This is a genomic window from Arthrobacter sp. TS-15, assembly GCF_006964045.1.
Lineage (GTDB): Bacteria > Actinomycetota > Actinomycetes > Actinomycetales > Micrococcaceae > Arthrobacter.
In genome coordinates, this window is record NZ_SDXQ01000032.1 from 1 (window position 1) to 26,127 (window position 26,127).

General features: G+C 63.6%; 20 protein-coding genes. 9 read left to right on the plus strand and 11 right to left on the minus strand.

Annotation, left to right across the window (positions count from 1 at the left end; all coding sequences use genetic code 11):
• The 8 genes from EU811_RS13695 to EU811_RS13730 all read right to left on the minus strand — a co-directional run.
• Positions 1-494: hypothetical protein (locus EU811_RS13695; RefSeq protein WP_202979324.1), on the minus strand; the 494-nt coding region annotated here is incomplete at its 3' end.
• Positions 495-546: 52 nt separating this feature from the next.
• Entirely contained in the window at positions 547-1,278 is a 732-nt protein-coding gene (locus EU811_RS13700) for a hypothetical protein (RefSeq protein ID WP_142938924.1), read from the minus strand.
• Complete coding sequence (locus EU811_RS13705; protein WP_142938925.1) at positions 1,275-2,081, minus strand: hypothetical protein; 807 nt, start codon at positions 2,079-2,081, stop codon at positions 1,275-1,277. Before EU811_RS13705 ends, EU811_RS13700 begins: the two co-directional genes overlap by 4 nt.
• Positions 2,082-2,154: 73 nt before the next feature.
• Positions 2,155-2,877, minus strand: coding sequence for a hypothetical protein (locus EU811_RS13710; protein ID WP_142938926.1), 723 nt, complete (start codon positions 2,875-2,877; stop codon positions 2,155-2,157).
• Positions 2,877-3,821, minus strand: coding sequence for a hypothetical protein (locus EU811_RS13715; RefSeq protein ID WP_142938927.1), 945 nt, complete (start codon positions 3,819-3,821; stop codon positions 2,877-2,879). The genes EU811_RS13710 and EU811_RS13715 overlap by 1 nt, the downstream gene beginning before the upstream one ends.
• A 164-nt stretch (positions 3,822-3,985) precedes the next feature.
• Positions 3,986-6,277 carry a phage tail tip lysozyme gene (locus EU811_RS13720; protein ID WP_142938928.1) on the minus strand — a complete coding sequence of 764 codons (2,292 nt, stop codon included), beginning with the start codon at positions 6,275-6,277 and terminating at the stop codon, positions 3,986-3,988.
• A 58-nt stretch (positions 6,278-6,335) separates the two neighbouring features.
• A complete protein-coding gene (locus EU811_RS13725; protein ID WP_142938929.1) occupies positions 6,336-7,637 on the minus strand; it encodes a hypothetical protein in 1,302 nt (433 codons plus the stop codon).
• Between the two features lie 172 nt (positions 7,638-7,809).
• Entirely contained in the window at positions 7,810-8,193 is a 384-nt protein-coding gene (locus EU811_RS13730; RefSeq protein ID WP_071416501.1) for a hypothetical protein, read from the minus strand.
• A 442-nt stretch (positions 8,194-8,635) separates the two neighbouring features.
• On the opposite strand from EU811_RS13730, the gene EU811_RS13735 reads away from it, so the two are divergent.
• Positions 8,636-9,127: a helix-turn-helix domain-containing protein gene (locus EU811_RS13735; RefSeq protein ID WP_142938930.1), complete on the plus strand. Its 492-nt coding sequence runs from the start codon at positions 8,636-8,638 to the stop codon at positions 9,125-9,127.
• Here the strand turns inward: EU811_RS13735 and EU811_RS13740 are convergent.
• Positions 9,108-10,280 carry a hypothetical protein gene (locus EU811_RS13740; protein ID WP_142938931.1) on the minus strand — a complete coding sequence of 391 codons (1,173 nt, stop codon included), beginning with the start codon at positions 10,278-10,280 and terminating at the stop codon, positions 9,108-9,110. The genes EU811_RS13735 and EU811_RS13740 overlap by 20 nt on opposite strands.
• Positions 10,281-10,541: 261 nt before the next feature.
• Here EU811_RS13740 and EU811_RS13745 point away from each other — a divergent pair, with 261 nt between their 5' ends.
• Positions 10,542-11,378, plus strand: a complete 837-nt coding sequence (locus tag EU811_RS13745; protein WP_142938932.1) for a hypothetical protein — start codon at positions 10,542-10,544, stop codon at positions 11,376-11,378.
• Between the two features lie 227 nt (positions 11,379-11,605).
• Positions 11,606-12,757 (plus strand): three-Cys-motif partner protein TcmP, encoded by a 1,152-nt coding sequence (gene tcmP / locus EU811_RS13750; protein WP_160147649.1) that lies wholly within the window; start codon positions 11,606-11,608, stop codon positions 12,755-12,757.
• Here tcmP and EU811_RS13755 read toward each other — a convergent pair.
• Together EU811_RS13755 and EU811_RS13760 are read right to left on the minus strand one after the other, a co-directional pair.
• Complete coding sequence (locus tag EU811_RS13755; protein WP_142938934.1) at positions 12,754-13,506, minus strand: DUF5131 family protein; 753 nt, start codon at positions 13,504-13,506, stop codon at positions 12,754-12,756. The two genes, tcmP and EU811_RS13755, sit on opposite strands and share 4 nt — an antisense overlap.
• A gap of 276 nt (positions 13,507-13,782) precedes the next feature.
• Positions 13,783-14,838 carry a hypothetical protein gene (locus EU811_RS13760; RefSeq protein ID WP_142938935.1) on the minus strand — a complete coding sequence of 352 codons (1,056 nt, stop codon included), beginning with the start codon at positions 14,836-14,838 and terminating at the stop codon, positions 13,783-13,785.
• A 422-nt stretch (positions 14,839-15,260) separates the two neighbouring features.
• Between EU811_RS13760 and EU811_RS13765 the strand changes: the two genes are divergently transcribed.
• The 6 genes from EU811_RS13765 to pglZ all read left to right on the plus strand — a co-directional run bounded on the left by EU811_RS13765 (position 15,261) and on the right by pglZ (position 26,125).
• Entirely contained in the window at positions 15,261-15,461 is a 201-nt protein-coding gene (locus EU811_RS13765; RefSeq protein WP_142938936.1) for a helix-turn-helix domain-containing protein, read from the plus strand.
• 74 nt (positions 15,462-15,535) lie between these two features.
• Entirely contained in the window at positions 15,536-16,165 is a 630-nt protein-coding gene (locus EU811_RS13770) for a DUF1819 family protein (RefSeq protein ID WP_223946282.1), read from the plus strand.
• Complete coding sequence (locus EU811_RS13775; protein WP_142938937.1) at positions 16,162-16,761, plus strand: DUF1788 domain-containing protein; 600 nt, start codon at positions 16,162-16,164, stop codon at positions 16,759-16,761. The genes EU811_RS13770 and EU811_RS13775 overlap by 4 nt, the downstream gene beginning before the upstream one ends.
• A gap of 4 nt (positions 16,762-16,765) precedes the next feature.
• Entirely contained in the window at positions 16,766-20,254 is a 3,489-nt protein-coding gene (gene brxC, locus EU811_RS13780) for a BREX system P-loop protein BrxC (RefSeq protein WP_142938938.1), read from the plus strand.
• On the plus strand, positions 20,254-23,637 hold the full coding sequence (gene pglX / locus EU811_RS13785) for a BREX-1 system adenine-specific DNA-methyltransferase PglX (RefSeq protein ID WP_142938939.1): 3,384 nt from the start codon (positions 20,254-20,256) through the stop codon (positions 23,635-23,637). Before brxC ends, pglX begins: the two co-directional genes overlap by 1 nt.
• Complete coding sequence (pglZ, locus tag EU811_RS13790; protein ID WP_142938940.1) at positions 23,630-26,125, plus strand: BREX-1 system phosphatase PglZ type A; 2,496 nt, start codon at positions 23,630-23,632, stop codon at positions 26,123-26,125. The genes pglX and pglZ overlap by 8 nt, the downstream gene beginning before the upstream one ends.
• The last annotated feature ends 2 nt before the right edge of the window (positions 26,126-26,127 follow it).

Here is a 26,127-nt window from a genome sequence, read left to right on the forward strand (position 1 = left end):
GTCCTGGGGGCGGCGGTGGCCGGGGTCAGCGCCGGGGTGCGGGCGTCGCGCACAGCCTGGATCCGGCGGGTGGACCAGCGCCACATCCCGCGCATCGCGGCGATCTCCGCGGCGGCCAGCAACAGGACCACAAACAGCAGCGGGGCGATCCACATCGCGACGGTCCCGGCCATGGTCAGGTCGCCGCTTGCTGCGCCCGACTGCCGGTGCAGCCACGCGCCGAGCATCGGGATCACGACCATCGCAGTCATCGAGGCCAGCACGTAGTCGGCGATGAGCACGACCGAGCGGAAGAACACCGCCCAGATCAGCACCGGCGATCCGCCGGAGCCCTTCCCGGGGGCCAGGCGGCGCAGCGCGCCGGCCAGCTTCGAAGGGCCACGCCCGGCCTTCGGCTTGGCCGGGGCCCTCTCGACGGGGACTGCAGTGGCAGCCTCCACCCGGGCTTCGTGCTCGGTCGCGCTGCCGGTCTTGTCCAGAGTCTGGATCGTCATTTGTCTCGTCCTTCGTTGTTGTCGTGTCGTGTCTGTGCGGGTGTCCCGCCGGTCAGCCGCTGTGGCTGGGTCCGGGGCTGGCGGTCTCGGCCGGTGAAGCAGAGGCAGGCGGCCTCTGCGCGACAAGCTGGTCCCGCGTCCGGCCCGAGGCCCGGTACGCTTCGAACGAGGCGACCGTGCCGTCCTGTCCGGTGGCGAAGGTGAAGACCACGTACTCACTTTTGGCCGTGGACTTGCCGTCGGCGGAGACCGGGTCCAGGCGCGCCACTCCGATGTAGGAGTAGTCCAGGCCCTTCACCGCGGCAACGTCGACGTCGAAGTCGGCCAGCTGGTACGCCGTCCCCGCGCCCTTTCCGGCACCGGTCGCTGCCATCCATTCCGGGATGAACTCGGTGAGGATCCGGGACGAGGTTCCGAGAAACGCGTACCGGGCATCGAGGGCGGCCTGCGTCTCCTTAACGGTCCGCGAGGCAGCCGAGGAATCCGTCAGGCTCAGCAGCACCGAGCGCGCTGCGGCCCGGTCCCGGTCGGCCCGCTCGGCATCCATCCCCGGCAGGGCAGCCAGCAACCGGGCGTGCTTGGTCTCAAGTGCCGCCTGCGCGTCCTCCTGCTTGCCCTGGAGCTGGACGATGAGCTGGTCGGCCTTGGCGTCGGCGTCCGCAGAACCGTCGGCCAGCAGTGCCAGGGCCAGAGAGAGCAGCGACAGCGCCAGCAGCGTTCCGGTGCTGCAGACCAGGACCTTCCCGGCCCTCGCGCGCACCCAGTCCTTCACGTCCTCGATCACGGTGCCTTCACCTCCTGCCGCAGGGCCTCGCCCGTGGTCGTCGTTCCGGTCTGGACCCCGGAGAAGCTCTTGCGGGTCATGTCGTAGTCAGCCCGGGCCCAGGCCAGTACCGCCGGGGCCTGCCCGGCCGCCGGGCGGGTCTGCACCGCCAACCAGGTGACCCGGATCGTGCCGTCCACCTCGACCGAGTAAGGGCGCTGGGCGACCCACTTGAAGCCGGAGTCGAAGCTCATCGGAATCTCGTTGCCCGCGGCGACGTCCTTGTCGGAGGCCAGCAGGTACCAGGGTTGGAGCGTGGCCTGCCCGACGTCGGGGGCGAAGTGCGGGGTGAGGTTCCGGCGCGTCGGCTCGGCGGCAGCCTGGTCCAGCGTCCCGCCCGAGTCCGCCACCGAGGGTGTCAGGTGGCGGTACTCGTTCTGCAACCGGGCGATCTGTTCCGCAGCTCCCTGTGCGGTGACCAGGGCGCGGTCAGCGTCCTCGGCCTCCGGGAGGGCGTCGGTGCGCACCTCGGCGGTGCGGATCTGCTCGCGAAGGGAGACGATCTGCTGAGCCTTGTCGTGGCTGACAGTGGCCTCGCCACCAGAGAGACCTGCGCCGGCCAGGAAGCAGAGCAGCGCAGCTGCCCCCATGCACACCCCGCCGATGGCCGCCCGGCGGCTCATCAGTGCACCCGGGACATTTCCGTCCCCAGTGGGGTCGGCGTCGCCCGGTGCCGCACCGGCGTCCGGCGCGGCCACGAAGCGGGTCTTGCGGACAGGCTTGTCGGCCTGCACACCCGACTCGCCGATCTTTGTCGATGCCATTGCCCCTCAACTCGCTCTTCGTCTCGAATACCAGTACAACTCTATCAAGAAGATGAGTCGAAAGGGAGTCGGATCATCTGGAATGACGAGTCGAACCGCCAGCGGGAATGGCGGACAGACCAGAGACCTTCCCTTGCGCGTCGACGGTGAGGTACACCAGCACGGTCCGGTACGACTTGACCCGATCCGGTGCCACCTTGTTCTGGGACACCGCATCGGAGGTAGCCGCCACCTCGACCTGCACGGCATACGTGTACTCGTCCGCGGTGACCTTCACGACCTCGAGGTCCGCGTCGGCATTGACCGCCGAGTTCAGCCCTTGGGTGTCGATGTAGTAGTAGCGCTTGCCCGAGGCGTCTTCGTTGAAGCGCGCCGGCGGCATGAACTGCTTCAGGAACTGCTCGTCCTCGGACAGGTGGTAGCGCTCTTTCAGGTCCCGGCGAGCGGCCTCGTAGGCCTGGCCGGAGTCCCAGGTGAATGCCGTCTTCACCAGGCGGTCCACGATCTGGGTGTCGTCGTGGATCCGGCTCTGGCTCACGCCGAGCGACTGCATGACATCCTGCTCGACCTGCTCGGACTTCGCGGTCCCGACCGAGGCAAGCTGACCCTGAAGGCCCGTGATCGTCTGCTGCTGCTGATCCAGTGCGCTGCGCTGGGACCCCCATGTCAGGCCGGTCACCGTCACGGCGGTAACCAGCAGTACCGCGACCCCGACCACCAGAGCGTTGCGCCGCATGAAGCCCTGTCCCGGCGCTGCCGTTTCGTCCGTGCCGTCAACCTGCTGCTCCTGCACCATCAGCCCTCTCCGCTTCCGTTGCCCGTCGTCGATGCGCCCTGCTGGTGCTCCGCGCCGGCGGCGGTCACCACGACCTTGAGATCGGCGAAAGTCCCGGCCTTCCCGTCGTAGGAGTAGGCCGCGTTCGCCCACGCCAGCACCTGTCCACCCGCGGTGTCCCGGCACAGCCAGATCACCCGCGCCGTGCGCGTGGTGCCCGTGGCGTCCTGGGTGGCGAGGTCCGGCATCACCGACTCGACCGACCAGGCGTATGCTCCGGGCGAGGAAGCCTTCAAACCCTCGTAGCGCACATACCAGGGGAACCGCGGGTCGATCTGCGTGCTCGGGTCGAACGGCGTCACAGAGGTCCAGGAGTAGGCCCCCTTCTCGTCGGCCAGGAACGAGCGCGGGCTGAACAGGGGTGCCAGCGTCCGGCGGTGCTCGGCGATCTGCAGTGTCGCGGCGTTCGGCGTACCGTTGCCCGCATTGGGCTGTGTCGCCGCCTCGTGGTGCAGCTGCGCGAAGCGCTGCTGGGCCTCCGCGACCTTCTGGGCGTCCTTTGCGGCTGCCTCCATCAGCCGCGTCATCTTTCCGGTCAGATCCGGGTCGACCGGAGTGCTCCTGGCATCCTCGATCTGGACCTCGAGCGCGGAGATCCGGTCGGCGTTGGCCGCGTGCTCCGTCTCGAATCCCTTGCCGCTCACTCCCGCGGCCGCCGCGAGCCCGAGGATCGCCACGCCCATCGCGGCGCTCAAGACCAGGCGCGTCCGCCGCGCCGAGTCCTCCGGAGTGCGTGCCTGCCGCTCTCCTCGCCGGTCGGAGCGCCAGCCCTCGAAGCGGGCCTCGAGTTCGACCCCGCTGACCCGCCTTCGGGTGGCGGGGGCCTTCAGCTTCTTCGGCGCGCCGTCCTCGTCCTCGACCGTGTCCCCGGCCCTGCCACGCGCATCATCGTCCGCACTCGTCACGATGCCCGCCCTTTCTCGCGTTGTCCTCATACATGACTCCCAAGTCTATCTGCAATGGTCATTCAATAACGAGTCTGCCCCATTCGACAGGTTATTGCGCACGGATCGGGACGCAGAAAGGGCCGGTGCCCGGATCGTCCGGACACCGGCCCTGCTTCCGCCGGCTACGCCGGCAGGTTGCCGCCCGTGGTGATGAGGTCCGTGACGTCGACGAACACCCACCCCTCGGACTTCATCCGCTCCGCACTGTCAACGCGAACGCGGCCCATGAACGCGCAGTAGCCGGCCTCACCGAGGATGACCTTGTCGCCCTGCACGCCCAGCACCACGAGGGTGTGGCCCGCGGACCCCGTACCCGGCCCGGAACCGACCGAGTACGCCGTCGGTATACTCGAGACCTGCTTGCCCGTCATGGACGCGATCGCGTGGGCTGTCTGGATGCCGTCGCCCGGCGGGTACTGCTGGAACGAGGTGTACTTGTTCATGAAGTAGACCGAGAACGACACGCAGTTCATGGCGTGGTTCTCGCCGCAGGAGCCCGGTCCGCCAGCGCCGTACTTGTCGTCCAGGAACTTGTCGCCCTCCTGGTTGTACAGGTCGATCAGCTGCCGGGCCTGCTCCTCGTTCATGCCGCCGTCGACGAGGCTGCCCGGGCGCACCTTGGTGTCGCTGTCGCAGTTGCCGAAGATGGAGCGGATCCCGCTGCCGACCGTGTCGACAATGCCGCCCACGATGTCCTGGACCCCGCCCACGACCGAGGTGTCGACGGTCCAGCCGCTCATCTTGCCGAACCACATCTCGGCGTCGGCCTTACGCTCCTGCAGCTGTGAGGCGTTGTCGGCCGAGCGCTCCCACTTGTCGTGGAAGTGCAGTGCAGCAGCAGAGGGAGAGCCCTGCGAGGTCTTGATCATGTCCTTGAACACGGCCACGTCCCCCGGGCTGTCGCCCTCCGCCATGAATGCCAGCTGGGCCTTGATGGTGTACCAGTCCAGGTTCTTGGACTTGGCATAGTCCAGGACCATCGTGGTGCGCCCGTTCGACCACTGGCCCAGACCGATGCCGCCGTGCGACTGGCCGGGGATGTGGGTGAAGTTCCCGTCCCAGGCGGTCTGCTTGCGCGGGCCGATCTGGTAGGGCTCGTTGTAGATGCCCTCCACGCTGGTGGGGTCCACGCCCGACTCCTGCGACCAGTTGCCCAGGATGCCCGCGATGTTCTCCTCTGGCATACCCCAGGTCTTCAGCACGGAGTAGACCGCCCGGGCGTTCGCCTCGGTGTTCGCCGGGACGTCAGCGCCGGGGCCGTTGCGGCTGACGTTGACGATGCAGTTGGTCATGGTCGAGCCGCGGCCGCCATCGAGGCCGGCCTGGTCGAGCACACCCGTGAGGACCGTGCTGAGCACAGCCACCGCGGCAACGGTCGCAGCCACCCCGGATGCGGCCGTGGCCACCGGGGCGACGGTGGCCGTAACGGTGACCCCGAACACGGCTCCTGCTGCCTTGCCGACCAGCCCGCCCAGTGCGATGAACGGCGCTGCGATCGTGTGCCCGACCGCCTTGGCAATCCCGAGGATGAAACCCCAGATCATGCTGGCCGCGTTGGCGGCCATCGCGAGCATTGCGAAGAACATGGTCTTGAGCCACTTCAGGAAGGCCATGACCATGAGAAGCCCCGCAGCCGGGGGAGCGGCCGCCGCGGTGCCGCCGACGGCGACACCCTTAGCGGTCTTGGACAGCAGCTGGCCGTCCTTCTCCTTCTGCGAGGTCCGCTCGTAGCCGGTGCCCCCGGCACCAAGCCGCTTGTCGGCAGACTCGGCGTCCGGACCTCCGCCGGTGACCTTGGACGCACCGTCGACAACATCCTTGCCGGTCTCCAGGCCCACATTCTTGGCAGCGCCGACCGCTGCCCCGGGCAGCGCGCCGACACCGCCGGCGGCGGCTCCGGCCTGCGCCCCGGCGACAGCTCCCGAGGCAGCCGCTCCCGCGTACCGGCCGGCACCGCGGCGGACCGCGCTGCTGCCGTCACCCTCGACCGCCTTGCGGGCAGCTCCCCCGGCCGCCCCGGCGGCGACACCGTCGAGGCTCTTGGCAACCTTGGCAGCCTTGCTGGTCTTGCTGGCTGTGTCGGCCGCACCTGCGGCCTTGCCAGCGGCAGCCCCTGCGTTCGGGGCCGGTGCGGCTCCCAGGTGCTTCGACCCGCGGCCCGCAGGCGTCGGGTCCACGGGCTGCGGCGCGGGGGAGGCCCCTGGGGTTTTCGGCAGGCCCTTGGCTGAATCCCCGGACGTGGAAGAAGTGGAGGCCGCTCCGGTACAGGGCCCGGCGCGGCGTTCGCCGGACCCCTCACGACGAGGAGGCTGCGACTCCTCCTTCGCACCCCCGTCGGCGGACCTGCGGTCCCCGCGGGGCGATGCAGCGCGCCGGGCCGGTTCATCCCGCCGCGTCGGCTTGTCGATGGCCATAAGCTTGTCCTTTCCGGCTCGATGCCTGGGTGGTGACTGCCCGCTCCGTGGAGCGCGCTCAGTGGTAGACGGTCAGGAAGTCCCCGGCCGAGTTCGCAGTGCTGTTGGACTGCACATCGCGCAGCTTCACGTCCAGACCGAGCAGCTCGAGCAGAAGCCCGGACTGGTACTCCGACTTGGCCTTGCCGTAGTCCTGGTAGGCCTGGGACAGGTTGTTCATCACGTTCGTGAGCGGGCGCATCGTCACATCGGAGGACCGGTAGTCCTTCTTCAGGTCGGTGCCGTCGGAGAGGACCCACTTCATGTCCGAGACCTGCTGGCTCGTGCTGTCGCTGCCCTCGGCGCGCTTGTCGGCGAGGAACTGCACATAGCCCTTACCGGCGGGCACGAGCGTGTCGAGGTAGCCGTCATAGACGTTGCCCGCGCGCCAGTTGAAGTCGAATCCGCCGGGCACGACATGGCCCGTCTTCAGCTCCAGCGTCGCCTTCCCGTCCTTGGCCTCGGCCGCCGAGGCACCAGCCACCTGATCACCTGCGATGGAGGTCGGAACGGCCGGCGGACGGAGGAAAAGCCCATCGACCTTGGTGGTCGCCAGGTCGGAGGTGTACGACTCGACCTGCTTCAGGCTCGTGCGCATCGCGAGCAGCTTCTGGTCGAGCTTGTCCCGCGTCTGCTGCTCCTGGGTCTTCAGCACGACGTCGTAATAGGCCCGGGCCGGGTCGAAGCTGGCCGTGTCCAGGGCCGGGATGTCGGTGGTGCCCGACGCACCCGGGTTGATGATCACGCGCCACTGGTCGTACTTCTTGAAGCTCGAGTCGCCCACGACCTGGTCATCCCTGCTCTGCTGCCGCTCGTCGTAGGTCAGCTCGGCGTTCGCGCGGACGGTCAGGTTGAGCACCTGCCGGTCGAAGGGCCGGTCCGCGTCCAGGAGGACCCCGACGTAACCGGTCGAGCCGAAGACGTGGAAGGTGCCCCTGATTCCGCTGGTGCTGACCTTTTCGGTCTGCAGCTTGTCGTTGGTGCCCAGCAGGAAGGCCTGGTAGTCCGCCGCGTTGTACGAGATCGCCGCGCTGGCGGGGAAGTGCATCATGACCAGTGCCCTGTTGCCGGTGTGATTGGTGTAGACCCCGTCGACCGTGCCCTTGAGCTGGGTCTTCGAGGAGGTGAACTCGGTGTTGTAGAGCGCGGTGTGCGACACCGCGTCGCTGCCCGCCTTGAAGGCGGCGGCACCCGAGCCGGCCACCACGACCAGCCCCATCACAGCGAAGATGCCGAAGAACACCCCGAAGCGCTCGATTGCGTGGTGCGAGTCGAGCTTGAACCGCTTGCCGAAGGCCAGCGCCTTGTCCTTGATCCCCATGTCCGTTCCCGTTCGTCCTGTTCCTTGCTCTGCCTGTCCTGCTCGTCGTCAGCGCCGTCGTCCGACCCCGGAAACGACGCACCGGGCCGGTTGAGGCCTGGTGACCTCAACCGACCCGGTGCGGTCCGTCGACGCTTTGTGTGCCCGGCCGTTGATTCCTGCCGCGCCGGGCTTAGCCCAGGACGCCGCTGGTCAGTACGTGGCTGACCGTCTGCACGAGGACCGAGCCGCCGCCGAGGTCCTCGAGGGTCTTCTGGCCGCCGGAGCCGATGGTGTTGATCAGCGACCACCCGCCGGTGCCGAGCGCGCCGCCGACCAGGATGAGCAGGGCGATGGTGCCCCAGCCCTGCTGCTGGCCCGCGGACTGCGGGGTAGCCATCAGCTTCTTGATCAGGAGCACGCCGCCCCAGACCAGTCCGACCGCACCCAGGAGCATGAGCAGCAGCCCGCCCCAGAGCTGGATCTGGGACTTCGCGTTCTCCAGGAAGCTCGTCAGGTCCCACGCCGCGGTGGGCAGGGCGACCCGCTCGAATGCCGCCTCGTAAATCTTCGTCATGGTTCTTTCCTCTCGCCTATCGAATGGTCGCTTGCATGACATGTGTCACGAGGCGACTGGCATAACCGATTCGCCTAGACAGAGCACAGCGCCCTATCAATGGTCTCTCCCGATGCGACGTGACTCCCCGTTGAGCGGAACGAAATGCCTACAATCATGCGGCCGACCCCTCTCTAGGGACTCGTATACGTGCACATCTTCAGTGACCAATCTACATCATTCGAGTCATCAGTCATAGTCGTATCAGTGACGAGTCGGATACGATTCCGGAATGTGCTCGAAGACCAGCGCAAACGAGGTGTCGGCGCAATGACTGACGTTCTGCTCAAAAACGTGTAGATTTCACATGACGGGGCGCGCGGTGTGCGGCTCCGGCACGGCTCGGCATACGCTTCTTGCTGAGCCCTTCGCGCCCATGTACCCGACCAGGAGCCCAAACCAGATGAATGCCTTGCCCGGAGACCTCTTCGCCCGCCGATTGCGACAGGAGAGGGAACGCCTGGGCATCAGCCAGGCTGAGCTGGCCCGCAGGATCGCCGAGATTCTAGGAACGAACGTCGATCCTTCGGCGGTAACCCGGATAGAGCAGCAGATCCGCGCCGTCCGCCTGGATGAGGCGGTCGCCGCCTCCAAGGCCCTGGACGTCCCCCTGGCGATCCTGGTCGCCGAGGATCCGGAGGCAGAGAGCGAGGCCCAGCTGCAGCAATACCTCGCTGACCTCGCAGCGGCCCAGCGCGAATGGGAGAAGAACAGGTTGGAGGTGCTGCGGCTCTCCAAGGCCATTCAGGTGCTCGGCGGCGGCGCGCAACTCAAAGGTGTCGTCGACTTCCGCCTCCTGGAAAGCATCGACGCCCGCGTTCCGGTCGAAGAGGACGACCAGCACGGGCACCGGGTTGCCCCCGGCATCGAGGGGTCTACAACCCCAGACGCATGACGCTGTTGCGTGCCGCAGGATTGAACTCGCGGTCGTAAACGTCTACCGTCGCTGCCCGGCTCCACCGGCCGGCGCGCATGATCTCCTCCGTGCTCGCACCGTTGCGCCGTGCCTGGGTGACGTGCCCGGCCCGCAGCGAGTGGAAGCCGTAGGCGGCAGGGTTCATCCCCGCCTCGACCATGCGCGAGAGCAGCATCGTGTGCAGCGCGTCGCCGCTCACCGCCCGTGCATGGATCCGGGCGTCCTTCCTGTTGCGGTAGGTTGCCCGGAGCAGGGGCGCGCCCGAGGCCAGGTCGGCGCTGCTGATGAGCGCCGTCGAGCCGGCGGCCCCGCAGACGTGCTCCTCGAGACCGTACGAGAACAGCTGCTGCATGATCCCGCGACGTCGTGTGCGGGCGTTGTCCTGCCGGGCGAGCCCGAGCAGCGCGACCCAGCGGTGCACCGCACACGGGGGACAGGATGCCGGCGAGCTCCCGAACGGCAGCACGACCACGTCCGGCAGCGCGTTCTCCGGGTCGGCCTTCGAGGCCCCCACATGAACGTGGACACCATCGACCGGGTGCAGCTCGAGCCGGTTCAGCGTCAGGGCCGCCGCCTCGCTCCTGCGCAGGGCCCCTGCGAACCCGAGCCACACCGCCAGGGCGTCCCTGGTGGCTGACACGCCTGCCGGATATGTGTCGTGCTCCATCACCGCGATGATCCGAACCACGTCGTCCAGAAGCAGCGGGCGCTTGCGCCGGGGCCTGGTGGCCCGCAGCTTGGCCAGCCCGCGCACGAGATCCACCACGCCGCGGTGGGCCGTGGGATCCAGAAACCCGCCACGCAGGTGCCTCTCGCCGATACCGGCCAGGCGCTGGCGGATCGTCGCGACGGAGAACCGGGGGAGCCCGTCGTCATCGAGCTGCGTGGACATCCAGGCGACGTACCAGCGCACCGCCTCGGGGTGCGCAGGCAGCGCCTCCAGACTGTGGCCGGCGCAAAAGTCCTCGAAGGCACGCCACGCGTTGGCGTAGGCACGCCGGGTGGCCGCCGACAGGGTGTGGCCTTCCAAGGACCGCGAGATCTCCTCGAGCTCGCGCAGCTCGTCGTCCACCTCCGGCTCCAGCGGGACCGTCGGGGCGCTCAGTGCTGCAAGCCTCGCCTGTGCTGCCATGACTCCAGTCTCGACTCACTGGCCGGAGAATCCAAGTCGCAATGGTCTGTTAGTGGCGATTCCCCATGTCCGCGATCGACGGGGCGACTTCGAACCGGGTCTCTGGTAAGTGCGCTTATCGGGGCATGGAGAAGGACTGCCTTCGCGTGACGCGGTGATCGTTGAATCACTCACAACCAGCGCATAGTCATGCACTCGGCTGCAGGGACATGAAGAACGAAAAGCCAGAGCTGTCCAGCGCCCGGTGGGACAATCAAGAGAATGACGACTGCCCTGCCCGATCTCTGGCTCGACTGGTGCTCGGTCGTGGGTAAGCCCACCGAGTTGGTCGACGACGCCACCCTTGCTCTCTTCTCCAGGCAGGTCGGAGCATCGCGCGCTGTGCTGGCCTCGTTACGGCGAATGATCAGTCAGGAGCCAACCGTCGCCCCGGCCTGGCCGCGCTGCCACAAAGACAACCCCGAATCGCTCCGTCGGCTGGTGAAGCGCGCCACCGTACTGATCCAAGATCCTGCGACCCAATGGGTCTTCCGTCTGCGCCTGCGGCGAATGCTCTTCGCCGCGGTGATGATCGCGCCGCCCGGGCACGGGGGACTGGGCCTGGACCGAGCAGGTGCGCTGGGGCTCAGGCCGAATGAGATGCAACGGCTGCGCCCACGTATCGGCGTCGCACCCGATGCGCAGTCCTGCCCCGCATGCGCCGCGTGGTCGTGGCTCGACGTCATCGGCACCAACAACGGGTGGTCACACGAATCCGTCAGAGCACTGGGCCGCCGCCGTGACCAGAAGGACGACGAGCACCGTCATCTGCTTCCCGACGCGAGTCCCGACTGGCTCCTCTGCGTCGGGATGCTGCCGGCGATCGATCGGTGGGGCTACATCGACCCTTATTCCTCAATGCACCCCTCGTCACTCTCGGCGGTCATCCGCGCCATGGACGCCCTGCTCGAGGGCCCCGTGCCTGTCCCAGCTCCAGTGTCGGATCCCGAACCTCGTCCCGCCGCGCGCGCGATCTCGCCGCAGGAAGAAGAGCGGATCCTCGCCAGGGCCGACGAGCTAACCGCCCGTGTCGCCAAGATCCTCCGCGAGTACGGCTGACGCTGGAAGCAACGGCTGCCCGAGCTCGCCGAGCTGCGTAAAACTCGTGGACCGATTCAGGAAGCGAATCAGGCTCCGAAAGGCCTCCACCAGCTAGATTTGCCCCGTGCCGGCCGAGGGGCCTTCTTATGCGCTGACATACTGTCTCTATCATGGTGACGTTACTCCATTTACTGGATAACCATCGGGTCAAAGCTCGACGTGCTAAGGAAGATCGGAGTTGGGGGATGGCAACTGGAACCGAGGCTGGGCTGCTGGAGAGTCCGAAGCCGCAGTCGGTCTACAAGCATGGGATTCTTGAGCAGTACGTCATTAGGTTCGCAACGATGACGGCGAGCAAGCTGACGCCGAAGAGGGCGGTGCTGTTCGACGGCTTTGCCGGTCGGGGACGCTTTGACACCGGCGAGGCAGGATCCGCCGAGCGCATGATGATCGCTGCTCAGAAGGCTAAGAATTCCACGACGATCGACCTCTTCCTTGTGGAGAGGAACCGTGAGGACTTTGTGTCTCTCGACAAGGTGGCCGATGAGTACCGTAACCGTGGCATCCATGTTGACAGCCGGAACGGGGATTGCGGGCAGCACCTCGACGAGGTCAGGCGGCTCGCCGCCGGCGCGAGCCTGTTCGTTTTCCTTGACCCCTGCGGCGCGGGGCTGCCTATGGATTCGATCAAGGACGTACTCCATAAACGAGGTTCATGGCCTCGCACAGAGGTACTGCTGAATTTCAACGCTGACCTCATTCGCCGTGCTGGCGGACAGCTGAAGAAGGGGCAGTTCGGCCTTGGGGGCGTCGCCAAAGCTGACGCGGTGTGCGGAGGTCAATGGTGGCGTGACGTGGCATTGCACGCGCACACGGCTTCCGGCGGAACCTCCTGGGAGGCGGCAGCGGACGCCGTCGCACACGAGTACGCCCGACGACTCGCGGCCGGCACCAACTATGGCAGCGTCGTCGCGCCGGTGCGACGGCAGGTTCATCACCAGCCCGTGTACTACTTGATTTTCCTCACCCAGGCTCCGTATGGCTTCTGGGTGTTCGGAGCTGCCGCGGCAAAGGCACGGGAAGAATGGATCGACTGCCTCGGACCAGACCCCGACGAACGTGAGGGCATGCTCTGGGACACTGTCGCAGATCAGTTCGAACGGGAACACGACTCGGCGACCAAACACATCACCGACAATCTGCGTTCTTTGGTGTCGGACGGTCGGCCGAAGGCGGTCGTCGACCACGTCCGGGAGGTCTATGGCGATCTCTACGGCGAGGCCAAGGAGACGGCCTTCTCGGCCGCACTTCGCGCGCTCGTGAAGTCAGGCGAGATCGAGTTCGCCACCAAAGGAGCCAAGTCTTATCAACACGTCATTCGCAAGGCCGCTGGCTAGGCTAACGCTGCTGCGAATCGCGGCATATCGTCCCAGGTGCGCCCTCCGAGTTCGCGTCCGTTGGCCTTTGGCGTCCGCCCGCCCCACTGCTTGAAGAAGAACGCCACATCGGCTTCAAGGCACTGGTCGCGGATGTCCTCGGCCCAGGTCGGATCCATGGGTCGTGCGCGCGGACCGGACTCGCCACCGACGATCACCCAGTCGATGCTTTCAAGGTTCAGTGTCGGCAATGCTGTGATGAGCGGTTCGCAGGACAGAAATCGTGTTGCGGCTGGTACAGCTCGAAGGTAGTCAATGCGATCGACGACATCAAACGACTCCACCGAGACTCCCATCCACAGGTTGTCTGGCCAGTCGAGCTTGTCTGCCACCCTCGCCATCCGGTGTGCCCGCTTGGTCAGCACCTGGTAGGTGTGCTGTGGTGTCTGGCGCATGACGTCAAAGATGTCGCGAATGAAGTCGAGCGGAACCTTGGCGTGGAACAAGTCGCTCATCGAATTCACGAAGACAATTTTGGGTTTGCGCCAGCTAAGGGGCTGCTTCAATGCTGCCGGGTGCGTCGTGACCCCGAATCCAGGACCGGAGGTCCGGGGGTCACCGTCGGTCTGGTACTTCTCCGCACCCATGGCCTTCAGACGCTTCGCGAGCGCCAGAGCGTAACAGTTATCGCACCCTGCAGCGACCCGATCGCAACCTGTGACAGGGTTCCATGTCACCTCAGTCCACTCAATCCCACTGTTCGTCGACACAGTCTCACCCTTCTCATAACCACTGCGACTAGCAATGCGTTCCATGCAGTTGCTGATCGTCGCGCGAACCGCGGTTATCCGACCGGCGCATGGATCTAGATCTTGGCCCGATCATCTCACGGCACGAGCGACGTATGGCTTCGCACCACGCCGCTCGTGCCGTGAGATCTACCGATTGGACTTTCGAATCCAGGCGCGGTATCCCCAACGAACTGTTGCTCGACCGAGCGATCAGGCAAGAAGAAGATCAGTCCATGCCCCATCGCGGCGCGTTGATCATGGTGATACGCCATTCGCTTGTTGAGCCTCTGCCTCCTCGTCGAAGGGGACATCAACTTGCACGAGCTGATGGATCTCACCGGAAGGAAGCGCGAGGTACTGCACGGTATCGGGCAGATCGATCTGTGAAGGCATTACCCGTTCGCGAAAAGCTGCCTGCCGGCCAGCGATCGACTTCTTGGTTTCTCGCCAGCGACCCGTGAGCTCCACCGTGGTGAGCGCCTGCGTTACTTGAGCCTCGAGACTCTCAGCTTGTTTCACATCCGCTGCGTGTCGCTCAAGAGACTTTCGGAACGCAAGGTACTGGTTATCAGGATCGGCAAGCGCTGCTTTCGTGGCGTCTGCGAGAAGAGCTTTTCGTCCGAGAGCGACAGCGGCGCGAGCGAAGTGAAGTTCGCGAAAGAAGTGGTCGTGATCTTTCGTTTTGCCACCTAGGGCTTCTTCGAGTTTGCGATAGTCGACGGCACCGCTGGCGCTGTCAGACTTCAGGAGTGACTGGATGGTGGACCAGGTTTCCTCCAAGAATACGTCCGCCTTGTGGAACTCCTCTCCGGCTTTTTGCTGTACAACGTCCAGATCGGGAAGATTGCCGTCGAGTATGGAACTGATTGCTGCAGACAGTCGTTTGTCCGTCGTCCGCTGGGCCGCAATACGCGTGTCTACGTATCGCTTCTCCTGACGTCCCAGGATCGTCTCGACCCGCCGCTGATGGACTCGCTGTTCTCGCTGAGCCAGCATGTCAATAGCCATCACCGACGCACCCACTGCCAAGACCGGCCAGCCAGCAATCGCTGCACCTCCCACCCCCACCGGGTACAGGACGGCCTGAGCTGAGATACTGGCGGGTCCGCGCGCGAATCCGCGGAACCCGCTGGTTCCAACCGCGCGAACAAGCTCGGCACCCTTCGGCAGCACTACCTTGAAAAGTGTGGCACTCTTTGGATCCACTGCACGGACGATGTTGGTGAGTGCTTGCTGAAGGGCCGCATTCACTGGAACCGACTTGTACTTTGTAAGCTCAATGTCGGTGATCGGATAGTACTCGAACGCCATGGGAATTGAAGCGACCTCAAGGGCCTGCTCGACTGAGACAGATGCACCGGTTGTAGACAAGACGGCCTCTGGAACCAGGATCCCCGAAGCGGGGAGAACCTGAACGGGTGCCAAGGTCTCGCTCGGCGAAGGCTCAGCCGCCAGTGCGGTTCTTGCCGCGTTGTCTCCGCGAGCACTTCTGTGCCTGCGAAGAGTGAGAGTAAGGAGCCCGCCAGCGGATACGACGACTGCGACTGCCAACGCGATCCAGAGTTCGGTCATTGCGACAGCCTAACGTGATATTCCGGACGATGTCCTGCAGGTCAAGCCTCGCAACTCATGCAGGCTTAACCCGTTCAAACCCAGTCAAACCCTAAGAAGACGTGCAGTTGAAGCTAGGATGGCTTTTATTCGACGTTCCAATCCCGACTGGAGGCTGCACCGTGGCCGAACCATGGCTGTCCGCCGATGGCATTGCCGCGCACCTGGGGATCACGAAAGACACGGTCTACACGTGGATCAGTGATAAACGCATGCCGGCCCACAAGGTCGGCAGGCTCTGGAAGTTCCAGGCAAGCGAGGTCGATGAGTGGGTCCGCAGCGGTGGCACTGCAGCATCGAGCGACGTCGAGAAGTCGAGCTGACGGCCGCAGCTGAAGGAATATCTCTCGGACAAAGCCGGAACTACTTGCCTGAAAAACTGAAAGGGGGGTGACACGTGATCGAGCAACATACCGCAGCGCAGCGCTATGCGCTCTCATTTACCAGTGGTGCCCTCCTCCTGCATGAGGCGGCGATCGTTGCGCCCATCTATTTGCGAGAGCGCGAGTGGGCAAAAGTCCGAACCGAGATCGCCGCGGAGAACCTACTGCAAGCACGCACGCTTGCCTCTGGGTCCAGGCTCGCGCGAGAGATTGTCCAGCGGCTCGCCGTTCTCACGGGCGACGAGATTGAACTGCTCATCGAGGCAACGTCAACGGAGCGCGGGCACTTGATGTGGGCGGCGGCCTGTCGTCGATATGACTTTATCGGAGAGTTCGCTGAGGAGGTCGTACGAGAGCGGTTTCTCTTGCTGACTCCGACGCTCACACATGACGATTTCGACAGCTTCATGCGTGGCAAGTCTCTGTGGCACACCGAACTGGCTGAACTCAAGGAATCCACGCGGCGCAAGTTGCGTTCAAACTTGTTCCGGATGCTTATGGAGGCGGGCTTGCTTACCGACGGCGGAGGCATACAGCAGGCCGTGATGTCTCAACGCGTCGCCAGGGCTTTGGCGGCGGGTACTCCGAATGACCTGCGCTTTTTCCCGACCACCGATACTGCTTCCAGGAGGGCCCAGTCGTGACACGGACCGAGCTATCTAACCAGGAAGAGCACCTGTTCGCTGTTCTCAGTGGCAGACGATTTCTCCAGATGGAGGGCCTGAGCAACGAGGTGCCGTTCTTCATCTACCCCTACGAACCCGAGGATGCACTCGGGGTCGCGGGATCGAAGAAGCGCATCAAGAACCGGCTCGCGAACAAGGGCATCGTGGTCCGCGAGGTCAACCTCTACGATCTGTCGGTGGAGATTCTCAAGGAACGCGGAGTCTGGGATCGGTTGATCGCGCTCGAACCCGAGCAGGATAAGGCCGACTTCCGTGAGTTGCTCCAGGGGATGCTCGACCCGCAGCTCCACATCGCGTCCGCGATTCGCGCCAAGCTCGACGAGGGTGACTTCGACATCTTCTTCCTCACAGGCATAGGCGAGGTATTCCCGTACATTCGTTCGCACAACGTGCTGCACAACTTGCAGAGCGTCGTGACCGATAAGCCGATGCTCATGTTTTTCCCCGGCCGCTACGAGCAGTCCGACACGCTGGGGTCATCCCTGGTGCTGTTCGGTCGGCTCAAAGACGACCAGTACTACCGAGCCAAGAACATCTTGGAACAGGAGGCTTGACTCGATGAATCTGAACCAGATCTTCGCCAAGGACGTCCAGCGCCCGATAGAGGGTGTCATCAAGGCTGACGACACCGCGCATCTAGGTACCGAAGTTGATGAGTACGTCTTGACCAACGAGGCAGCCAAGGGCATGGAGCTGTTGCTTGAGGCATACACGGACTACACCAACGCCAACGGCGTGTGGATCTCGGGCTTCTTCGGTTCCGGTAAGTCGCACTTGTTGAAGTTGCTTGCGCACCTCCTCGGCGACGTGGAAAGCCAGGACTTCCCTCGGGCGCGTGTCTCCGAGAGTTTCCGGTCCAAGGCGCAGGATGCGTTTCTGCCGGCGCTTTTGACTAAGGCTGAGCGGATCCCGGCGAAGAGCCTCCTGTTCAACATCGACCAGAAGGCTACGCTCATCACGAAGGACCAGACCGACGCCTTGCTGAAGGTGTTCGTCAAGGTCTTCGATGAGAGCCGCGGCTACTTCGGTAACCAGGGTCATGTTGCCCGGTTCGAGCGGGATCTGGACAATCGAGGCCAGTACGAGGCGTTCAAAGCCGCATACGCCCGCATCTCCGGGCGGGACTGGGCGCAGGGACGTGAAGAGGGCGTGCTCGAAGAGGTCAACGTGGCCAAGGCGTACGCCGAGGTCAGCGGCCAAACCGAGGGTACGCCGGCCAACATCCTCACCAAATACCGCAACGAGTATTCGGTCTCCATCGAGGACTTCGCCGACGAGGTGAAGGCGTGGCTCGACAAGCAAGAAGACGGCTACAGGCTGAACTTCTACGTCGATGAGGTCGGCCAGTTCATCGGATCGAACACGCACCTGATGCTGAACCTCCAGACCATCGCCGAGTCGCTCAACACCAAGTGCCAGGGCCGGGCGTGGGTGTTCGTGACCTCCCAGGAAGACATGGACAAGGTCGTCGGCGACCGCACCAGGCAGCAAGGCAACGACTTCTCCAAGATTCAAGCCCGGTTCGCCACCCGTGTAAAGCTCACCAGCGCCGATGTGGAAGAGGTCATCCGCAAGCGACTGCTGGAGAAGAACGAGGCGGGCGAGGCCGCGCTGAATTCGATCTATGCAGAGCAGCACGCCAACTTCAAGACCCTGTTCGACTTCGTAGACGGCGCGAAGACATACCGCAACTACACCGACGAGGCACACTTTGTCGGCACGTACCCGTTCGTCAGCTACCAGTTCCCGCTGTTCCAGGCGGCGATCGAAGGCATCTCTGACCACAACGTGTTCGAGGGCCGCAACAGCTCAGTCGGTGAACGCTCGATGCTCGGCGTCGTGCAGCAGGTCGCTAAGGGCGTCGGCGACGTCGAGGTTGGCAGGCTGGCGACCTTCGACCACATGTTTGCGGGCATCCGCGCTTCACTGAAGTCAGCCGCGCAGCGTTCGATCGACGTTGCCGAGCGCAACCTGGACAACGAACTGGCTGTGCGGCTGCTCAAAGCGCTGTTCCTGGTGAAGTACGTCGAGGGTTTCCACGCCACCCCGCGCAACCTGACCGTGCTGGTTTACGACCGTTTCGGGCTCGACCTGCCCGCACTGTCCAAGCAGGTGCAGGAGGCACTGACGCTGCTGGAGACGCAGACTTACGTGCAGCGCAACGGCAACCTCTACGAATACTTGACCAATGAAGAGCAGGTCATCGAGGAGGAGATAAAGAACGTCGATATCGACGCCTCGGAGGTCAGTGGTCGTCTGTTCAAGATCGTTTCCGGTGACGTCGTTCGCCAGAGCAAGCTGCGGTACGCCAAGAACGGACAGGACTTCGCATTCGGATACAAGCTTGACGATCAGGTGTACGGGCAGCAACGCGAACTGACAATCCACTTCATCAGCCCGGAGTACCCGTTCGGCCCCGAAGAGACCCGGATGCACAGTGCGGGCAAGGACGAGCTGCGCGTCATCCTGGAGCCCGATGAGCGTGCACTTTCGGACTTGCGCCTGCTGATCAAGACGGAGAAGTACACCAAGCGCAAGCAGACGACTTCGCTGTCCGCAATCGAGGACCAAATCCTGCGCTCGAAGGCGACGCAGAACGTCGAGCGCGAGAAGGAACTCATCGAGCGAGTCCGCCGGGCAGTTGGCAAGGCTGCCCTCGTGATCAACGCCGCCGACGTGACCTCTTCCTCGCAAGACGCCATCACGCGCGTCACCGACGGCTTCCAGGACCTCATCAGCCGAACCTACACCCAGCTCAGCCTGCTCGGCGGGGTTACGTATAGCGAGCAGCAGGTTGCCACCTTCGCTAACCCGGACCTGTCAGGCATGTTCGATGATTCGGCGCTGTCGATGCTGGCTGTCCCAGGTGATGAGGTACTTTCGTTCGTGCTGCAGCGCGACCGGCTCGGTGAGCAGGTAACGGTCACGACGATCGTGGATGCATTCCAGACCAAGCCCTACGGATGGGATCTCGCCTCGATAGAGGTCGTCATCGCCTGGCTCGTTGGAAACTCGAAGATCACGGTCACCGTCGATGGAAACGTGCTGAAGCGGACCGAGGTCGCTGCCATACTCCGCAACACGCAAAAGCACTCGCACGCGGTGCTCGGCCCGCAGAAGCTCTTCGAGGAGCGCAAGGTCGCGTCGTTCCGCAAGTTCTGCTCCGACTTCTTCGACGAGGCCACCCCACCGAAAGATCCGCTGGAGCTGGCCCGACACGGCAGCGAAAGGCTGGGGGCAAAGCTCGATGAGCTGAAGGCTCGGGTGAACGGGTCGAAGTACCCGTTCGTGGAGCAATTGGCTGCCCCCATCGCCTTGATCGAACGGGCCGTGGGCAAGCCCGATGACTGGTACCTGGTTGAGTTCAGTCTTAGCGACGAGCTGCTCGACGCCAAAGAGAGCGTTATCGACCCCATCCAGTCGTTCCTGGGCGGCGGCCAGAAGGTCATTTACGACGATGCTGGCGCGCTGCTCGCCGCGAACGCGAACAACCTCGGCTACCTGCCCCAAGGAAGCGACGCTGATGTCGTCAAGCGGATCCTGGACGACCCGAACGCCTTCCGCGGTAACCGCATGACCCAACTCAAGCAGGCCGCAGACGCCCTCCGTGCGCAGGTCGAGGAGGCACTCGCTGCCAACCGCAGGATGGTCATAGAGGTTATCGAAGGACGCAAGAACGAGGTACTCGACAGCGCCTACTACAGCAATGCCACCGAGGAAGCACAGCAGCGGGTCAACCGAACAATCGACCAGATCCTCGCACGCGTCCGTAATGAACCGCAGATCGCGCTCATCCGCGAGCAGGGCAACAGCTTCGAGGAAAACACCTACCCGGCGCTGCTCGACCAGCTCGCATCCTCTGCCCGGCCCACGGGCGGCGAAGACGACACTGCGACAGCGCCTAGGCAGACCATCTCGGTAAGGACGATCACCGTGCCCGGTGCCCACGGTGTTTTGGAGAACCCGGAGGACGTCGACCGGTACCTTGATGCGCTCCGCAGCGCGCTGCTGAACACGCTCAACGACGGAAAGCGAATCGCACTCTGATGGAAACCGCACCGCTGAAGTCATTCGCCGCCTGGGCGCGCACAGCTATCATCCGCGAAGTGACAGCCCGCATCTCCGTCGTCCTCGCATCGCAAGAGTTGCGCCAGGAGCAGCCCAAGGCCATCGCCGCACTTGAGAAGGCCGTCTACACCGCCGGCGGCGGCAACAACGGCCGTGACACGGTAGCTGACAAGGTTGCCTACACCTGGTTCAACCGCATCATCGCGCTGCGGTTCATGGACGCCAACGGCTATACGGGCATCGGCGTCGTCTCGCCCGAACGGGGCCACAAGGGAGGCCAGCCCGAGGTTCTTGCCGAAGCCAAGCGCGGGAACATCGACAGCACGGTCGTGACGAACAAGCGCACGGCTGAGACCGTCACTAGTTTGCTCAACGGCACGCGCCGCAGTGACGACCCGCAGGGCGAGGCGTACGCGCTGCTGCTTGCTGAGTACTGCCGCCATTGGAACCGCTCTATGCCGTTCATGTTCGAGCGGGAGGGCGATTACACCGAACTGCTCATCCCCGCGAACCTGCTCGCCGATGACTCTGTCCTGGCCCGCGCCGCGACCGTGCTCACCGAAGAGGTCTGCGAGGACGTCGAGGTCATCGGCTGGCTTTACCAGTTCTATATCTCGGAGCGGAAGGACGAGGTCTTCGCCGGGTTCAAGAAGAGCCGGAAGGCCGGCGCGGTTGAGATTCCCGCTGCCACCCAGCTCTTCACCCCGCACTGGATCGTCCGCTACCTCGTCGAGAACTCACTCGGAAACCTCTGGCTGCTGAACCGGCCCACCTCGCGCCTGGCTGAGCAGATGGACTATTACATCGCTCCGGTCGATGAGGAGACCGACTACCTCAAGATCAGTAAGCCGGAGGAGCTTAAGATCATTGACCCCGCCTGTGGCTCGGGGCACATGCTCACTTACGCATTCGACTTGCTCTACATCATCTACGAAGAGGAGGGTTACGCACCGTCCGAGATCCCCGGGCTTATCCTTGCAAACAACCTCTTCGGCACAGAGATCGACCCGCGGGCGGGAGCCCTCGCAGCCTTCGCGTTGACAATGAAGGCTCGGGCTAAACAGCGCACGTTCTTCAACAAGCAGGTCCCGCCGAGCATATGCGTGATTGAACCCATCTGGTTCCGACCGGACGAAATTGACTTCCTCGTTACTCGTAGTGGTGACCGGCGCGAGGAGGAAGCGTTCTGGAACCAGTTTGCCAAGGCCGACACCCTCGGTTCTCTAATCCAGCCCAATCCCGACGTAACCGCCCGGCTCGCGCACCATCTCGATACGCTAGACGCGAGTGACGACATGCTGAAGGCGGGCACGATCGAGTTGGCAAAGCGTGTAGTCGAACAGGCCACCTACCTAGTGGGTTCCTACGTTGCAGTCATAGCGAATCCGCCCTACATGAGCAGCGCTACTATGAACGCACAGTTGACCGACTTCGGCCGCGAGGCGTTTCCCTCTTCTAAGTCAGACCTATTCGCGATGTTCATTGAGCGGAGTCTTGAACTTGTAGTGCCGCGTGGTCTTTGCGCGATGGTCACCATGCAGTCCTGGATGTTCCTTGCCTCGTTCGAGGATCTTCGACGGCTGGTCCTAGGGCGTGCTCCAGTTCAGGGACTTTTGCACCTGGGGGCGGGGGCTTTCGACACGATCGGCGGTGCGGTTGTGTCAACCTCTGCGTTCGTGCTTCAGCGCGAGGCACCTTTGGAGCGAATGGGGGTCTATGTGGACCTCACTAGGGGCCGATCCGAGGCCGAGAAGCAAGCACAACTGCGCGAAGCGATCGACCGAAAGGACAACGTCTACTACGTCCGGTCCCAAGAGTTCCTTGTGGTTCCACGTTCGCCCTTCACGTATTCCCTCAATGAGCGGACTGTTTTCGCACGGCCCAGCATCGGTGCAGTGATGGAGTCCGGTGGTCGACTGAAAACACATGGAAACGCCAAATACGTTCGCTATCACTGGGAAGTTGCTGCATCGACCAGCCGTTGGCGTCCTTTCCATAACGGAGGCGGACAGGCTGCCTACTACGGAAACGACGAAGAAGTAGTCGACTGGAGCGATGACGCCGTTTCAACGTACGGGCGGCACGGCGGGTTGCCCAAGGCAGCTACTTTCGACATGCCTGGCCTTACTTGGTCGATGGTAGGTTCCGTCGATAACTCGTTTCGAATCCGGGAAGGTGGCGAGCTCTTCAGTTCGGCCAGTCCGACACTTGTCTCCCCTTCCAAACCAGTCGCTCTTGCCTATTGCGCCGCGCTCAACACACCGACAATGGCGTCGCTGCTCCGCGCCATCAATCCGACGATCAATAACTACGTTGCGGACGTCGCCGCACTCCCTCAGCTAGACGTTGCGTCTTTGGACAGTCTGGTCCAGATTGGCGAGGCAGGACTAATGACCGCGATGGCGAGGGCAGCTCGTTCTGAAACAAGTCGTGTCTTCACAAGCTTAGGTATGTCCGGACACAATTTGTCGCTTCAGGCTTGGATCGAGGAGCAAGCCCGGACCCTTGAGGCCGCGATCGCCAGCGAATTTGACCTTCGTGCGCAGGCCGAAGGAGTGGTGTCGGCAGACTTTGGAGTCTCAGCGCGACCTGTTGTCGGCGAGGACTCAGTACCTGCTGGGTACGTGTCTGAGAGGGTTCGCGACGTTATGTCATTCGCCGTCGGTTGCATGCTCGGGCGCTATAGTCTTGACGAGCCCGGGCTGATCCTGGCTGACCAAGGCGCGGCCCTGCATGATTACCTTGCGAAGGTTCCCATGCCCACCTTCACCCCTGATGCAGACAACGTGATTCCGATTGTCGATGGGGACTGGTTCGAGGACGACATCGCAGAGCGATTCCGTCAGTTCCTTCGAGCTGCGTTCGGAGAGCAGCATTTCGAGGCGAACCTGCGGTTCATCATCCAAACGCTCGGCGTGAAGAACCTGCGCGACTACTTTGTGAGGACCTTCTATAAGGACCATGTTCAGCGGTACAGGAAGCGCCCGATCTACTGGCTGTTCTCCAGTCCCAAGGGGTCGTTCAACGCGCTGATTTACATGCACCGCTATACACCGTCGACCGTCTCTACGGTGCTCAACGAGTACTTGCGTGAGTTCAAGGCGAAACTGGAGGCCAGTCGTCAGCACCTTGAGCGCCTCGCCGCGGGCAGCGGCTCAGCGAGGGAGAAGGCTGCAGCTCAGAAGGAGATCGACCGCCTACGCAATGTCGTGCTCGAACTCGACGAGTACGAGCACGACGTGCTGTACCCGCTGGCAACCCAGCAGGTACAGATCGACCTCGACGACGGCGTGAAGGTGAACTACCCGAAGCTCGGTGCCGCGCTGAAGAAGATCCCCGGCCTCGAGGCAAGCGATGAGTGATACATCCTCCGTCCGGCCTCACCTGGAGCGTCGTTTCGAGAGTCAGCGGGTGGTGTTTTGGCACGACCCTGAAGGGGAGTACACCGCTGACCTCGACACGCTCGGCCTGGAGGGCGTGAAGACTGTGCGCGTCACTAACGACGAATACGCGGTCAAGAACCGGCTGCTGCACGACGAGCCCAAAACGAAGTTCCTTGTTTACCGCTCGGGTGCCGTGCCTACGGGGATCGGCAACTGGCTGCTTGACCTGGAGCTGGCCTACGGCGTGTTCACAGCGGACCGGACCTCTCTAGTGCGGCAGGAACTCGGGCTCACCGCCGACGGTATCGACGAGGTCGTACTGGCGTCCGAGAGCTTCTTCCGCGTGGCCAAGCGCGTACAGGGCCTGAAGAAGCTGCTTGACGCTGATGATGACGCCCGGCTGCTGCAAGCCAAGATGTCGGCCGTTCTGCTCGGTCAAAGCGAGCACAGCCTGCTGGAAATCACGCGCACCCTGCTGATCGAGAACGCCAGCGGTACGGATGCAAAGTACAGCGCGCTGGCCGAGCACGGCCTCGACGACTTCTACTGGCAGGGTGCGGCATCGATCTACGGCTACATGTCGCCGAGCCCCAGCATCGGCGATCTTGTGCTGTGGGTGTTCCGGCAGGCTAACGCCGGATTCAAGTCCGAACGACCCGGCGGCTTGCGCAACATCCAGCTCGACTTCGGGAGCTTTCGCAACGATCGGCGCAGCCAGGAAGCATTAGCGACGCTCGCAAAGCGCGCAGCGCGAGACCTGGACTATGCCAGCACCATCGAGGACGCAAGCTTCCGCGACCTGTTGGGCAACGACCTGTTCGAGGAGGCTGACCGCAAGATCATCAGCGACCTGGCGCGCGGTGTCGCTGAGAGAACGGTCCCAGCCCGCGAGGTTACAGAGGTCATCCGCAGTCGCCAGAGCAGCATCTGGGTCGACGGGTACCGCAAACTGTATGCAGCGATCGGCTGCGCCTCGGAGCTCCTGACCGCGCTCAGCACGCTCAACCTGTCGATGCAGTCATTCGACGAAGGGCTGGAGCGATACCGGGATAACTGGTTCCGCATCGACCAGCTCTACCGGCAGTTCACATACGCGGCCCGCACCGCAGAGTTCGCCGGGCCGCTGGAGGCGCTGCGCGCCCAGGTGGAGAAGTTCTACGCTAACAAGTTTCTCTACGACCTGGGCAACGCCTGGCAACAACAGGTCGATGGCATCGACCGGTGGCGTTCCGCCGTCCTCCGACCGCAAACCTCTTTCTACACCGACCACGTAGCGCCCATCACGAGGGACGGCCGACGCAAGGCCGTCGTCATCATCTCGGACGCCCTGCGCTATGAGATCGCCGACGAACTAGGCTCACGCGTCCGCCAGGAAGACCGCTACGACGCGGACCTGAAAGCCATGCTCGGCGTTCTGCCCAGCTACACCCAGCTCGGCATGGCAGCGCTACTGCCACATAGCACGATCGGACACTCCAAGGACGGCGATCCCGTCATGGCCGACGGCCAGCGCACGGACGGCACCGCGAACCGCAGCAAGATCCTCGACGCCGTGGACGGGAAAGCGATCCAGGCCGAGAACGTGTTTTCCCTTACCCGGGACGAACTGCGGGAGCTGTACCAGCAGCACCAAACGCTATACATCTACCACAACCGCATCGATGCGACCGGGGACAAAGCAGGCACCGAGCGCCAGGTCTTCGAGGCAGCCGAGGACACGCTTCGCGAACTGGTCGATCTGGTCAAGCGACTGACCAACGCGAACGCGACCAACATCCTCATCACAGCCGACCACGGCTTCCTGTTCCAGGACACGGCACTCGAGGACGCCTTCTACCTGTCGACCCTGCCGCAAGGCGACGACATTAAGGTGATCAACCGCCGTTACGTCCTCGGTCACGGGTTGAAGGAAGTCCCTGCGTTCAAGACCTTCACGTCAGCTCAACTGGGCCTCGATGGAGACCTTGACGTGCAGATACCAAAGTCGATTCATCGGCTGCGGCTTCCCGGAGCAGGCTCACGATTCGTCCACGGCGGTGCGGCCCTGCAGGAGATCGTCGTCCCAGTGCTGGCGATCAACAAGAAGCGCAAGAGCGACGTGCGAACGGTCAACGTCAAGATCATGCCCGAGTCTGACAAAATCACCACAGGTCAGCTGGTCATCAAGCTGTTCCAGACGGAGCCGGTGAGCGACAAGGTTCACCCCCTTGTGCTGCGCGCGGGGCTCTACGTCGGCGAAAGCCTCATATCCAACCAAGTCTCGCTCACGTTTGACCAGGACTCGACAGACCAGCGTGACCGCTATCAGAACGCGCACATGCTGCTCAGTCAGGACGCAAACGACTACAACAACCGCTCGGTGGAGTTCCGGCTTGAAGAAGTCATCCCGGGCACCAACCAGTGGCGTGTCTACGCCAAGGCGAGCTACACGCTGAAGCGATCGTTCGCCTCGGACTTCGACTTCTAAGG